This window comes from Rhodococcus sp. 06-156-4 (assembly GCF_002259345.1).
Taxonomy (GTDB): domain Bacteria; phylum Actinomycetota; class Actinomycetes; order Mycobacteriales; family Mycobacteriaceae; genus Rhodococcoides; species Rhodococcoides fascians_E.
Map to the genome: position 1 here is coordinate 61391 of NZ_NPGB01000003.1, position 13658 is coordinate 75048.

Here is a 13658-nt window from a genome sequence, read left to right on the forward strand (position 1 = left end):
ACCCGGTGGCACTGTCATTTCCACTCACATTGGGCTCACGTGAGTCAGAGGATGTACAGCATTTCCTGGTAGGTCGGAAGCGGCCAGAGATCGTCCGCCACCATGCCCTCGAGAGTGTCCGCTGCTGTCCGGACTGCGGCCATGGCAGGAAGCAGAGCGTCCTTCGCGTGGGTCGCCTCGGCGAGAGCGTCGCCGCCGGGGTCGCTGTCCAGTGCAGCCTCGAGAGTCGCCAGAGCCGAACGCAATGCGGACAGGGGCTCGGTCACCGACTGCAGTTCGGCGGTGTCGGCTTCGACGCCTGCAGCCTTCAGCGCTGCGACGTTCTGTGCCAGCTCGGTCTGGTACCGCACGGCCGCGGGAAGCACCGATGTCCGGCCCATCTCGACGGTGAGGCGCGCTTCGACGAACACCGTCAGTGCGTACTGCTCCAAGCCGATCTCGTACCGCGAGTGCATCTCTCGGTGGTTGAAGACGTTGTACTTCTCGAACAGCTCCATCGCGGAATCGGTGATGAGTTCCGGTAGCGCGTCGAGCGTCGTACGCAGGTTCGGCAACCCGCGGGACTCGGCCTCGATCTGCCAGTTGTCGGAGTAACCGTCACCGTTGAACACCACGGCGCCGTGCTCGGTGATGATCTCGGTGAGCAGATTCTGGACGGCCGTGTCGAATTCGGTGCCGTTCGCAACCGCGGTTTCCAGGTTGGTGGCCATGTAGTCGAGCGACTCGGCCATGATGGTGTTGATCGTGACCATCGGCCCGCTCACCGTCTGCATCGAGCCCGGTGCGCGGAACTCGAACCTGTTGCCGGTGAACGCGAACGGGCTCGTCCGGTTGCGGTCGCCCGGATCGGTCGGGAGCACCGGCAGCGTGTCGGCACCGATCATCATGGTTCCCTTGCCCTTCGACGACGTCGCCGCGCCCTTGGCGATCTGATCGAAGACGTCGGCGAGCTGGTCGCCGAGGAAGATCGAGATGATGGCCGGCGGGGCTTCGTTGGCGCCGAGCCGGTGATCGTTGGTCGCCGACGCCACCGAGGCGCGCAGCAGGCCGCCGTACTTGTGCACCGCTCGGATGACCGCAGCGCAGAAGACGAGGAACTGGGCGTTGTCGTGCGGGTTGTCTCCCGGCACCAGCAGCGACCCGAGCTCGGAGTTGCCGAGCGAGAAGTTGACGTGTTTGCCGGATCCGTTGACGCCGTCGAACGGCTTCTCGTGGAACAGGCATTCCATACCGTGCTTCTTGGCGATCGTCTTGAACGTCGTCATCAACAGCTGTTGGTGGTCGGCTGCGATGTTGCCGCGCTCGAACATCGGCGCGATCTCGAACTGCCCCGGCGCGACCTCGTTGTGCCGTGTCTTCGCTGGAATACCGAGCTTGAACAGCTCGCGTTCGGTGTCCATCATGAAGCCGAGGACACGCTCCGGGATGGCGCCGAAGTAGTGATCGTCGAATTCCTGCCCCTTGGGGGGCTTCGAGCCGAACAGCGTACGGCCTGCATTGAGCAGGTCTGGGCGTGCGAGGAAGAAGTGCCGGTCGACCAGGAAGTACTCCTGCTCCGGGCCGCAGAAGGACACGATGTTCTCGATGTCCTCGTGCCCGAAGAGGGTCAGGATGCGTTCGGCGTGACCGCCCATCGCCTGCTGCGAACGGAGCAGCGGCGTCTTGTGGTCGAGCGCCTCGCCGGTCATGGACACGAACACCGTGGGGATACACAGCGTGTTGCCGTTCGGGTTCTCGAGCACGTACGCCGGGCTGGTGACGTCCCAACCCGTGTAGCCGCGGGCTTCGAACGTGTTGCGCAGACCGCCGTTGGGGAAGCTCGACGCGTCGGGCTCGCCTTGGATGAGGGTCTTGCCGGCGAACTCGGCGAGCGCACTGCCGTCACCGACGGGGTCGAAGAAGCTGTCGTGCTTCTCCGCCGTCAATCCCGTCAGGGGGTAGAAGACGTGCGCGTAGTGGGTGGCGCCTTTCTCGAGCGCCCAGTCCTTCATCGCCGACGCCACGGCGTCGGCGACCATGGGATCGAGGGCCATGCCTTTCTCGATCGTCGCGATGACCGACTTGTAGACCGACTTGGGCAGGCGCTTCTGCATGACCACTTTGCTGAAGACGTTCTCGCCGAAGATCTCGCCGGGCTTCTCTTCCCCGACGAAGCTGACCGCAGGCGGGACGTACGCCTCGACGTCCTTGATCGCCTGCAGGCGGACGGTATTTCCACTCATGAGCTACCCCTTGACAAGGTGCGCTCCGCAATTGGATTTCGCGGAGTCCGACCTGGCGACACTACGAAGCTCCCGTGGCGGCAATGTTTCGCCGCTGTGACCACTGCAATTCGACGTCGACGCTCGAACGGGACCGGCACCCGATCACAACGCTCGGATATGGACTGAGTCACAACCCGATGGACAAATTTTCAATTTTGTCTATCCAGGTTTACATTTACGCGGTATTGTCATCCGCACAGTGATCGACACCACTAGGCGTTCGAGAGGGCTCGATCGCCTGAAGACGAGGAGTTCAGTCGTGGCAACCCAGACGAGTCCACAGTCGAATACGCCGGTCGACGAGTGGCGGGACAAGAAGCGGTATCTTTGGCTGTTCGGCCTGGTGCCGCCGACCGCGATCTTCATGGCGCTGGGTCTGGTGTGGGCGTTCAACCAACTCGGCTGGAATGCCGTCTCACCGATCTGGTGGTGGATCGGGCCGATTCTGGTGTACGGGCTGTTGCCGATCCTCGACCTGTTCTTCGGGCCCGACGGCCAGAATCCGCCGGACGAGGTCATGGAAGCGTTGGAGAACGACAAGTACTACCGATACTGCACCTACATCTACATTCCTTTCCAACTCGCGAGTCTGGTGATCGCCTGCTACCTGTGGACGGCGGACAACCTGAGCTGGCTCGGCATCGACGGTGGCCTCGGGCTGGCCTCGAAGATCGGGTTGGCAATCAGCATCGGCGTCATGGGCGGCGTCGGAATCAACACCGCGCACGAGATGGGTCACAAGAAGGACAGCTTGGAGCGCTGGCTGTCCAAAGTCACTCTGGCGCAGACGTTCTACGGCCACTTCTACATCGAGCACAATCGTGGGCACCACGTTCGCGTCGCGACCCCCGAGGATCCCGCCAGCTCGAAGTTCGGCGAAAGCTTCTGGCGGTTCCTTCCTCGCAGCGTGTGGGGCAGTCTGAAATCGTCCTGGAAGCTCGAGCAGACGCGCATGCAGCGACTGGGCAAGTCCACGTGGAACATTCGCAACGACGTACTCAACGCTTGGCTCATGTCCGTCGTGCTGTTCGGCGTTCTGACGGCAGTGTTCGGTGTCGGCATCCTGCCGTTCCTTCTCATCCAGGCGGTGTACGGGTTCTCGCTGCTCGAGACGGTGAACTACCTCGAGCACTACGGATTGCTGCGGGCGACCACCAAGTCAGGACGCTACGAGCGGTGCGCACCTGCCCACAGCTGGAACTCCGACCACATCGTCACCAACATCTTCCTGTACCACCTGCAGCGCCACAGCGATCACCACGCCAACCCCACCAGGCGATACCAGACCCTGCGCAGCATGGAAGGTGCACCCAACCTTCCCAGCGGGTACGCCAGCATGATCACCGTCGCCTACTTCCCGCCGATCTGGCGAAAGGTGATGGACCACAGGGTTCTCGAGCACTACCGCGGTGACATCACCGCGGTCAACATCGAGCCGAGCAAGCGCGCGAAGATCCTCGCACGCCACGGCGCCCGGTCCGGTAGCCGATCGGATGCAGCTACGGATGCACCGAAGGACGCGAAGTGATGACGGCGTACGAGTGCCCGGTGTGCAACTACGTCTACGACGAGGCTGCCGGGGCGCCGCGTGAAGGTTTCCCGGCAGGAACGCCGTGGTCCGAGATCGCCGACGATTGGCCGTGCCCGGATTGCGGTGTCCGGGAGAAGATCGACTTCGAACAGAAAGCAGGATGAGAGATGGCCACGGATTTCAAGCTCTACCAGTGCATTCAGTGCGGTTTCGAGTACGACGAGGAACTGGGCTGGCCGGAGGACGGGATCGAGCCGGGCACTCGGTGGGAGGACATCCCCGAGGATTGGAGCTGCCCGGATTGCGGCGCTGCGAAGGCCGACTTCTTCATGGTCGAGATCAGCAGGCCATGACCCTCGGGGCGCCCGATAGAGTGGGGGTCGTGTCAACGCAACCGGTCGACCCGAGCCTCTATCAGGACGCACCGATCAAGCACGCACCCTTCAAGGGTGCCGTGTCGAGTCCGATGCGGACGACGATTCTCGACGGGCTGCACGATCTCCTGCTCGAGCGCACGTGGTCGACGGTCAACATGGCGGACGTCGCCAAGGCTGCGGGCATCTCGCGGCAGACGCTGTACAAGGAGTTCGGTACCCGTAAAGGGTTGGCACAGGGGTACGCACTGCGGTTGACGGATTCGTTCGTCTCGGCGGTGGACGATGCGGTGTATGCCAACGAGGGTGACAGTCTGCGCACCCTCTACGTCGCGTTCACCGAGTTCTTCGGTCGCAGTGCATCGGACCCGCTGGTGCTGTCGATGCTGACGGACGATCCTCCGCCGGACCTGCTGCGGCTGGTCACCACCGAGAGCGGTGCCCTGATCGAGCATGCGTCGCTGCGGCTGGCGTCGACGTTCGAGCGTAGTTGGCTTCGCGCGTCGGCGCACAACGCAGACGTGCTGGGGCGCACCGTGGTTCGGCTGGCGCTCAGTTACATCTCGATGCCGCCGGAGAACTCGTCCGACGTGGCTGCGGACCTGGCGTCGCTGCTCACTCCGTTCGTCGACGCAATCAAGGGCACCGCATGAGCGAGGCACACCGCATGAGCGAGCTACACCGCGCGCACTTCGCCGAGCTGTCCGGTCACCAGGTCTACGCTCTGTGCAAATTGCGGGTCGACGTGTTCGTCGTCGAGCAGAACTGCGCGTACCCGGAGCTCGACGGCGCCGACGAGGATCCGTCGACGGTGCATTTCTGGCACACGGACAACGGACGGATCGTGTCCACGCTGCGGTTGCTGTACACCGACGGGGAAACCAGAATCGGACGGGTGTGTACGGCGGTGGACGCTCGCGGCCGTGGCCTGAGTGCCGAATTGCTGCGCGCGGCAATCGATCACGCACACGGTGACACCATCGTCATCGGCGCACAGGCTCAACTGGAGCAGTGGTACGGCCGGTTCGGTTTCGTTCGCAGCGGTGAGAACTACGACGAGGACGGGATCCCCCACCTTCCCATGACCAGGAAGGGCGATTAGGCGGTCATCTGCCGTGCTGCTTCGAGGACGGTGGCTTCGGAGAGCAGGACGTGCAGTGCTGCATCGCCCAGTGGGATGAAACTGTCCTCGCTGCAGACGCGTCGCACCTTGCCCGAGTATCCGGCGTCGACCACTGCGGTGACGATGCCTTCGCTCACACCACCGGACTTCCGCGTCTCGTCCACCACCAGCACGCGGCCGGTGGCCTCTGCATGTTCGACGATGTCCGCCAACGGAAGTGGTGCGATCCACCGGATGTCGACTACGCGCACGCCCACGCCGTCGTCGGCGAGTGTCCGCGCGACCCGCAGGCTCATCCTGACGCCGTTGCCGAAGGTGACGATGGTGAGATCGACTCCGTCGCCGTGGATTCGAGCGCGTCCGATCGAGGCAGGCGACACTGCTCCCCCGGCAAGCCACAGTCCGTCGCCGTCCAGGTACAGATCCCTGGTGTGGTACAGCGCAATGGGTTCCAGGACGACGCACACGGCGCCGTGTTCCACGGCAGCGTGGGCGCAGGCGAGAAGCATGGCGGCTGCGTCGTCCGGCATCGACGGCGAGGCGATGATCATGCCGGGAATGTCGCGCAGGGCGGCGACAGCGTTGTCGTTGTGGAAGTGCCCGCCGAAGCCCTTCTGGTAGCCGTATCCCGCTATCCGGACGATCATCGGATTTCGATACTGCCCGTTCGAGAAGAACTGCAGGGTCGCCGCTTCCCCGCGAAGTTGGTCTGCCGCATTGTGCAGGTAGGCGAGGTACTGAATCTCGGCGATCGGGAGCAGACCGGACACTCCGGCTCCCAGGGCCAGCCCGAGGATCGTCTGTTCGTCGAGCACGGTGTCGAACACCCGGGCCGCTCCGGCGTGCGCCTGCAGACCTCGGGTGACGCCGTACACTCCACCTTTGCGCGCCACGTCCTCGCCGAACAGGATCGATTGGGGACGGGTGGACAGAATGTGCTGCAGCGCAGCGTTCACGGCCTTCGCCAGGGTGGTGCCCGCCGGTAACTCCAGGCCGCCTTCCCCGGTCGATTCCTTGGCCGTGTCGGCTACCCGCGTCAGGGGTTCCATGACTGCTGCCGCGCTGTTCAACTGCGGTAGCTCGGCTACGTCCCGCGCCACACGCAGCACGTGTGCGCGCTTGTTCTCGTAGAGCTCCACCACGTCGTCGACACCGATCACGCCCGCGTCGACGAGGTGCCGTGCAGTGCAGAGAACGGGATCGCGGGCGAGATCGGCGGTGATCTCCGCAGCCGACCGATAGGACGACTCCACGTCGGATCCTGCGTGGCCCATCAACCGGACCGACTCGATGTGCAGGAAGGCCGGACGACGCCGTGTTCGAACCCAGGTCGCGGCCGCGATCGACGCGGCGTGGACGGCCTCGAGGTCTCGGCCGTCCGCGTGAAAGTATTCCAGGCCCGCTCTGGTGGAGAAGTTCGACGCGATCCAGCCCGCGGGGGTGCGCACGCTGATACCGATTCCGTTGTCCTCGCAGACGAACAGCAGCGGCATCGGAACGCCCTGATACGCAGTGTTGATCGCGGAGTTGATCGCCCCTACCGCGGTGGAGTGCCCGGCGGATGCGTCACCGAAGCTGCACACGGTCACCGCGTCGGACGGCCACGGGGAGTCCGCCCCGAGCTTGCGGGCCCGCGCCACGGAGAACGCGACTCCCACCGCGCGCGGCAGATGCGATGCGATGGTCGAGGTCTGCGGGAGGACCGCGAGGTCAGCTCGTCCGAACACCTTGTGCCTGCCACCGGAGATGGGGTCCTCGGTGGCGGCGACGACCCCGAGCAGGACGTCGCGAATGGGATCGCTTCCCCCTACCTGTCTGGCGCGTTCCAGGAAGAACGCGCCGGACCGATAGTGCAGAAGAGCCGGGTCCGTCGGCCGGAATGCACCGGCGACGGCCGCGTTGAACTCGTGCCCGGACGATCCGATCGTGTAGAAGCCCGTGCCGTGGGACCGCAACCATCGTGCCGCCAGGTCGAGGTGGCGGCTGCCGAGTTGAGCGTCGAACAACTCCAGTGCTCTCGTCGGGGTGAGAGTCGGCCCGAGTTCTTCTCGGCTTGCTCCCGCAGCTCGGATCGACTGCAGGAAGTACTCGTCGATCGGCTCGGCCATGCGGTCAGGATATGCGCGTGCGGCACCGCACGCGGGCGAAGTCAGCGCGAGTCGGTGTTTCGCCAGGCCAAGAGCACACCGGTTCCGGACTGACGCGCCCACGGGAGGAACACGGCCACGGCGAGGGCGCAGGCCAGTGCCGACCCGACGGTGACGTACGACGCGAGCTGAAATCCTTCCAGCGAGGCGGCTTTCATCGCGTACACCAAGTCCGCCTTCTGCGTGGCGAAGACGGAATTGGTCGGCGCCTTGACGATCTCGATGACGCTGACGACGGTCTCCCGGGCGAACGCCTTCTGGTAGGGCTCCATGAGGGCGTCGGGGATCGCGTCGATTCGAGGTCCCACCTTCGTGGTGTAGATGGACGCGACGATCGACCCCAGCACCGCGACTCCGAGCGTTCCGCCGACTTCGCGGGTGGTGTCGTTGACGGCCGAGCCTGCCCCTGCCTCGTCGAGCGAGACCGAGGACATGATGGATTCCGTTGCCGGCCCCTGAACGATGGCCAGTCCCAATCCCATCAGCACCATCGAGATCAACACCGGTCCGAGGTAGGGGGTTTCGACCTTCACCTGTCCCGCGATGAACATGCCGACGCTCATCACGACGAGTCCGAAGACGATCACCGCCGTGGTACCGACGCGCTGTGCGATCAAGGTGGCCAGTGGCGCGCCGATGGCGATGGACACCGCGAACGGTAGCGAGTGGATGCCGAATTGGAGTGGGCTGAGTTCCATCACACCCTGGAAGTACTGGGTGATCATGAACAGGAACCCGAACATCGAGAAGTAGGCGACGGCGATGGCCAAGGCAGGCAGCGAGAATCGGCGGATCCGGAACAGCGCCATGTCGAGTACGGGCGAGGGGGTGCGTAGTTCCCACCACACGAAGACCGCGAGGCAGACGACACCGAGCAGGTAGGCCGCAACACTGATTCCGGACAACCAACCCTGATGCGGGGCTTCGATGATGGCCCACACCAGTACGGTGATGCCGACCAGGGACAGAGCGATGCCGACCGGATCGAACCGACCGATGTGCGACGCCTTGGACTCCGGCACGAATCTCCATGCCGCAGCCAGCACCACCGCGGCCACGGGCACGTTGATCCAGAACACGGAGTGCCACGAGAAGTGTTCCAGCAGAAAGCCTCCCGCGGTGGGTCCGATCGCGATGGCGAAACCTGCCATCGCGGTCCACGCAGCGATGGCGAGTGCGCGTTCCCTGGCGTCGGAGAAGATATTGATGATCAGCGCGAGGGTTGCCGGAAACACGGCTGCGGCACAGATTCCCATCAGCGCGCGGGCCGCGATCACCTGCCCGAGGTTCGCTGCAAGCGCGCCGCCGATCGACATCACCGCGATTCCGGCGAGGCCGACGATCATGACTTTCTTCCGCCCGTAGCGATCCCCCAGATGGCCGAACGCGAGCAGGAGTCCGGCGAAGGTCAGCGTGTAGGCGTCGACGACCCATTGCAGGCCGCTGATGCTGGACCTCAGTTGCAGGCCCATCGACGGGAGCGCGACGTTGACGACGGTGTTGTCGAGTACGACGAGCAGTTCGGCGGTACAGATGACGACAAGCGCGATCCAGCGTTGCCTGGCTGTCGACATCGAAACAGGGGATGCGAGCGATCGGTGCTGAGATGTTCGAACCACGGGCGGATCCTTCCCGACTGGTCATGCCGCGGGCTACCGAACGTGCCTCGGCTATGACGCGCTACATAGCGACCATCGGAAGGTAACTGTAACTCGGAGTAATAGCAACAGTGTCGGCGTCAGGACGCGTCGAGCGCAGCCTCCAGCCAGGCGAGAAGTTCGACCTCGACCCGGTCCAGTGCAGCGGTGCTGCGCTGGGCTTTCGCGATGATCAAGGCACCCTCGAACGACGCGATCGCCATCGTGGCGAGACCGCGCGAACGCTCCTGCGACAGACCGCGCTGCCACAGCGACGCGGCTATCGTGTCCTCCCAGGACGTGAACGACTCGCCTGCGGCGACGAGGGCTGCGGGAGAGTTCATACCCTCCAGGGCAGCCGGCGCCACCGGACATCCGGCGGTGTAGTCGGTGGCCTCCAACTGCTGCCGGAAGCCGCCGATGATGGCTCTAAGCGTCGCGGCGGGCCCCTCGGCCGCGAGGCCACGCGAGATCATCGACCCCATCAGCGCACCCGCGGTCCGCGTCGCCTCCTCGACCAGCTGCGGCTTTCCCCGGGGGAAGTGGTGGTAGATGGACCCGCGGGGCGCGCCTGCATGCTCGATGACGTCCGCGAGCGACGTTGCCTCGACGCCGCGTTCCCTGAACAGCAAGGCCGCGCTGCGCAACATGTCCTCGCGGGCTGTACTCCGACTCACGCGACCTACCCCTCTTGACGTTACCGATCGTCACACTTACGGTGACGTCGGGTATGCACCACAGCATAACGTCGACGACGAGAGGCCACCATGACCACCGAGGTCGATCCTGTCACCACGCTCGCGGCACCGCTGACGTTGGCGTGCGGCCAGGTGCTGCCGAACCGCCTCATGAAAGCCGCGTTGAGCGAGGGCCTCGGCACCAGGACCCACAGCCCCGACGTTCGCCTCGAACGCCTGTACACGCGCTGGGGCGCGGGCGGTTACGGTCTCGTTCTCACCGGCAACGTCATGGTCGACCGTCACCACATCGGTGAACCCGGGAACGTGGTGATCGAGGACGACCGCGACCTCGACGGCCTGACCCGGTGGGCCAAGTCCGCCCGCGACGGCGGCTCCCCGATCTGGATGCAACTCAATCACCCCGGCCGCCAGGCCAATCCGATGGCAACCCGGTCCAAGCCGATCGCCCCGTCGGCGATCGCCCCCGGCATCCCCGGTATCCCGGCGCCGCGCGCCATGACGGAGTACGAGATTCGTGGCATCGTCGAGCGATTCGCGACCGCAGCACTCGTCGCCGAGTCCGCCGGATTCGACGGCGTCCAGATCCACGGGGCACACGGCTACCTCGTCTCGCAGTTCCTCTCACCGTCGGCCAACCGACGTGACGACCGATGGGGTGGCAGTCTCGACAACCGCATGCGGTTCGTACTCGAGGTGGTCCGCGCCATCCGCACAGCCGTGTCCCCCGGCTTCGCCGTCGGCATCAAGCTCAACTCGGCGGACTTCCAGCGGGGCGGATTCGGTGAGGAAGAGTCACGTCTCGTCGTCGAACATCTGGCCGACGAACACATCGATCTGATCGAGATCAGCGGTGGAACCTACGAGTCGCCCGCGATGATGGGCCGGTCGGTGGCCGAGAGTACGCGTCGGCGTGAGGCGTATTTCCTGGATTACGCTCGCGAGGTCCGCGCTGCCGCGGGCGACGTTCCGCTTGCGGTCACCGGCGGTTTCCGCACGCGGTCGGCGATGGGCGCTGCCGTGGCGTCGGGAGAATGCGACGTCGTCGGTCTCGGGCGGCCCGCCGCTGTCACACCCGACGCAGGCAACGCGCTGCTCCGAGACGGCGCCGACAGCGTTGTGTCGCCGGCAATCGGCCTCGGGTTGCCGCGCAAGTACGCCAAACCACTCGACGGCGCCCTGGACCTGCAATGGCACACCGACCAGCTGCACCTGATCGGCGCAGGATCCGAACCGGATCCGAACCGATCCGTGTGGCGCACCGCGGTGCGGACTCTGCAGCGCAACGGGCTCGACGCCTTCCGCAGCAGGCGCAGCGGAAGCCGGTAGCGGGGTGAATCGCGAGTAGTCAGTCGACGTACTGATGTTTGTCGCGTCGAAGTGCAGGACGATATGGCCATGCAACCCGAATACGACGCATGGCCGTCACTTCCGGTGGACTCGTGGATCGAGACCCGCGACACCGTTCAGCTCTGGACCCAGATCGTCGGTAAGACGCGGATGGCGCTCGGCCCGGCCGTCAATCATTGGTGGGGTGTGCCCCTGTACGTCGACGCCCGCGGCCTGACGACGTCGCTGATGCCCGTCGGCGATCGAGGGCTCGAGATCAGGTTCGACTTCCTCGCTCACGACCTGATCTTCGAGGTCACCGACGGCCGCACGCGCCGCATGAAGCTGGAACCGCGCACCGTCGCGGACTTCTACTCCGAGTACACCGCGCACCTCGACGCGTTGAGCATCGACGTCGACATCGTCGGAACGCCGGTGGAGTTGCCCGACGCGACGCCGTTCGCCGAGGACACCGTGCACGGTTCCTACGACGCGGAGGCGGTGTCGGCGTTCTGGCGTTCGCTCGTCAGCGCGCACTCGGTGTTCTCCGCGTTCCGGGCCGATTTCCGCGGCAAGTCGAGCCCAGTTCATTTCTTCTGGGGTGCGTTCGACCTGGCGGTCACGCGATTCTCCGGCCGACCAGCGCCCACTCATCCCGGCGGTATCCCCAACTGCCCGGACTGGGTGATGCACGAGGCGTACAGCGACGAGGTCTCCAGCGCCGGGTACTGGCCGGGTGGGGCGGAGGAAGGCGTCTTCTACGCCTACGCCTACCCCCATCCCGACGGGTACGACACCCACCCTGCCGTCGAGGCGCCGGCGCACTGGGACTCCGCACTCGGGGAGTACGTCCTGCCGTACCACCTCGTTCGCCAGTCGGACGACCCCGCGGCCACGGTGCGCCGGTTCCTCGAGCAGACTCATTGCGCTGCCGTGGAGACCGCCGGTTGGTGACGGGGTGAAAGGCAGACCGCGTGGGTTTCGCCTGCCGGTGCTCCGCCGAGAACGTGGGTGAGCGCCGCCGCGATGACCTCGTGGTCGGAGCCGGTCCAGCGTTCGTCGCGCTGGCGTCGGTACTGCGACCACGACGGCACGCGGAACTGTTCGAGAATCAGCTCCGGGTTGTCGAGGCTGCGATACAAGCGCCAGGAGAACGCTCCGGTGCGTCGACGTGAACGCCCGACTCCTGCCATGGCTGCGGTGAACGCGTCCCGTTCGGAGTCCTCGACCGTGTAGGACACCGTGATCTGCACTGGTCCGTCGTCCGGTTCCGGTTCGAACACCACCGTCGGTGTCGGCCAGGCGCTGGACACGGTCCGATCGAGGGTTCCGGTGTCCGGCAGCAGCGGCAGCAGGGCCACGCTGGCGGCGACGATCACGAGCAGTGCCGTCGCCACCAGCGCGGCGTCGACGAGACCGATGGTCGACGCCACCCACCCCCAGACCAGGGATCCGGCGGCCTGCGATCCCATGAACACCAACAGATAGACCGACATCGCCCGAGCGCGGACCCAATGCGCGACCGACAGCTGGATGGCCGCGTTCAGTGCGGTCAGCGTCGTGATCCACGCGATACCGGCCAGCACGAGACCCGGGATCACCACCCACATCGGCAACCACACGAGGGCGGCGGTTCCCGCGCCGTACGCCAGAGCCGACACGACGAGAAGGGTGTTGGCGGACCACCGGGCTCGCAGCGCAGGTGTCAGGGCGACGCCTGCCACCGCCCCGACGCCCAGCACGCCGAGCAGTGCGCCGTATCCCATTGCGCCCAGGTCCAGAACGGACGCCGCGATGGACGGAAGGAGCGCCCACAGAGCCGACGCGGGAAAGGCGAACAGTGCCGAGCGGACGATGATCCGTCGGATTATCGGGCCGGAGCGGACGTACCGAAGGCCGGTCAGCAGTGACTCTCCGAGTCGCTCCCGGCCGGACGTGTCCGTGCGGGGACGCTTCCACCCGAGCAGCGCTCCGACGACGGCCAGGAACGACAGCGCGTTGAGACCGAAGACGAACGTCGGCCCGGCGAACGCGACGAGAACGCCTGCGACAGCCGGACCGATGGCGCGAGCTGCATTCACGGTGACACTTCCCAGTGCGGACGCGGCTGGAATCTGATCCCGCGGAACCAATTCAGGCTGGATCGCCTGCCACGCCGGAGCCGACAGCGACGTCCAACACCCGAGGACGAAGGTCGACGCCAGCAGACCGATCGGCGTCAGCGCGTCCGTCCAGGCCAGGACCGTGAGAACCCCGGCCGTGACACTCGACGCGACGCCGATCACGAGAAGCAGGATCCGACGATCCAGTGCGTCGGCGAGGACTCCCGCGAACAGCGCCAGCAGCAACGTCGGGGCGAGGCTCGCGGTCTGCACCGAGGCGATCACCGTCGTAGACGCGCTCCGTTCGACGAGGAACCACTGCGCCCCGACGGTCTGCATCCAACCGCCGATGTTGGACACGAGCTGAGCGAGAAACAGCATGCGATACAGAGAATTTCGCAGCGGCGCCCACGCGGAACTCTCGGGTGCGGACACGGCCGTCTCCCCAGTCGC

At 65.5% G+C, this 13658-nt stretch carries 12 protein-coding genes; 7 read left to right on the top strand and 5 right to left on the bottom strand.

Annotated features, from left to right (window positions below; translation table 11 throughout):
- Positions 1 to 44 precede the first annotated feature (44 nt).
- Complete coding sequence (locus tag CH290_RS00540; protein WP_033189251.1) at positions 45 to 2222, bottom strand: glutamine synthetase III family protein; 2178 nt, start codon at positions 2220 to 2222, stop codon at positions 45 to 47.
- A gap of 301 nt (positions 2223 to 2523) precedes the next feature.
- Between CH290_RS00540 and CH290_RS00545 the strand changes: the two genes are divergently transcribed.
- From CH290_RS00545 to CH290_RS00565, 5 genes are read left to right on the top strand one after another with little or no spacing between them, the layout of a single operon-like run.
- Complete coding sequence (locus CH290_RS00545) at positions 2524 to 3792, top strand: alkane 1-monooxygenase (RefSeq protein WP_033189250.1); 1269 nt, start codon at positions 2524 to 2526, stop codon at positions 3790 to 3792.
- Positions 3792 to 3959, top strand: a complete 168-nt coding sequence (locus tag CH290_RS00550; RefSeq protein ID WP_019663697.1) for a rubredoxin — start codon at positions 3792 to 3794, stop codon at positions 3957 to 3959. Before CH290_RS00545 ends, CH290_RS00550 begins: the two co-directional genes overlap by 1 nt.
- Positions 3960 to 3962: 3 nt before the next feature.
- Entirely contained in the window at positions 3963 to 4148 is a 186-nt protein-coding gene (locus CH290_RS00555; protein WP_019663698.1) for a rubredoxin, read from the top strand.
- A gap of 20 nt (positions 4149 to 4168) precedes the next feature.
- Positions 4169 to 4822, top strand: a complete 654-nt coding sequence (locus CH290_RS00560) for a TetR/AcrR family transcriptional regulator (protein ID WP_033189249.1) — start codon at positions 4169 to 4171, stop codon at positions 4820 to 4822.
- Positions 4819 to 5271: a GNAT family N-acetyltransferase gene (locus tag CH290_RS00565; protein ID WP_019663700.1), complete on the top strand. Its 453-nt coding sequence runs from the start codon at positions 4819 to 4821 to the stop codon at positions 5269 to 5271. Before CH290_RS00560 ends, CH290_RS00565 begins: the two co-directional genes overlap by 4 nt.
- Here CH290_RS00565 and CH290_RS00570 read toward each other — a convergent pair.
- The 3 genes from CH290_RS00570 to CH290_RS00580 form a co-directional block, all read right to left on the bottom strand.
- Positions 5268 to 7400: a thiamine pyrophosphate-dependent enzyme gene (locus CH290_RS00570; RefSeq protein ID WP_033189248.1), complete on the bottom strand. Its 2133-nt coding sequence runs from the start codon at positions 7398 to 7400 to the stop codon at positions 5268 to 5270. The two genes, CH290_RS00565 and CH290_RS00570, sit on opposite strands and share 4 nt — an antisense overlap.
- Before the next feature lie 41 nt (positions 7401 to 7441).
- Complete coding sequence (locus CH290_RS00575; protein WP_033189247.1) at positions 7442 to 9013, bottom strand: MFS transporter; 1572 nt, start codon at positions 9011 to 9013, stop codon at positions 7442 to 7444.
- A 164-nt stretch (positions 9014 to 9177) separates the two neighbouring features.
- A complete protein-coding gene (locus tag CH290_RS00580) occupies positions 9178 to 9753 on the bottom strand; it encodes a TetR/AcrR family transcriptional regulator (protein WP_026347543.1) in 576 nt (191 codons plus the stop codon).
- Positions 9754 to 9843: 90 nt separating this feature from the next.
- Between CH290_RS00580 and CH290_RS00585 the strand changes: the two genes are divergently transcribed.
- Together CH290_RS00585 and CH290_RS00590 are read left to right on the top strand one after the other, a co-directional pair.
- Positions 9844 to 11103, top strand: coding sequence for an NADH:flavin oxidoreductase/NADH oxidase family protein (locus tag CH290_RS00585; protein ID WP_033189246.1), 1260 nt, complete (start codon positions 9844 to 9846; stop codon positions 11101 to 11103).
- A gap of 69 nt (positions 11104 to 11172) precedes the next feature.
- A complete protein-coding gene (locus CH290_RS00590; RefSeq protein WP_033189547.1) occupies positions 11173 to 12057 on the top strand; it encodes a DUF5996 family protein in 885 nt (294 codons plus the stop codon).
- On the opposite strand, the gene CH290_RS00595 is transcribed toward CH290_RS00590, so the two are convergent.
- Complete coding sequence (locus CH290_RS00595) at positions 12024 to 13640, bottom strand: MFS transporter (protein ID WP_254924981.1); 1617 nt, start codon at positions 13638 to 13640, stop codon at positions 12024 to 12026. The genes CH290_RS00590 and CH290_RS00595 overlap by 34 nt on opposite strands.
- Positions 13641 to 13658 lie beyond the last annotated feature (18 nt).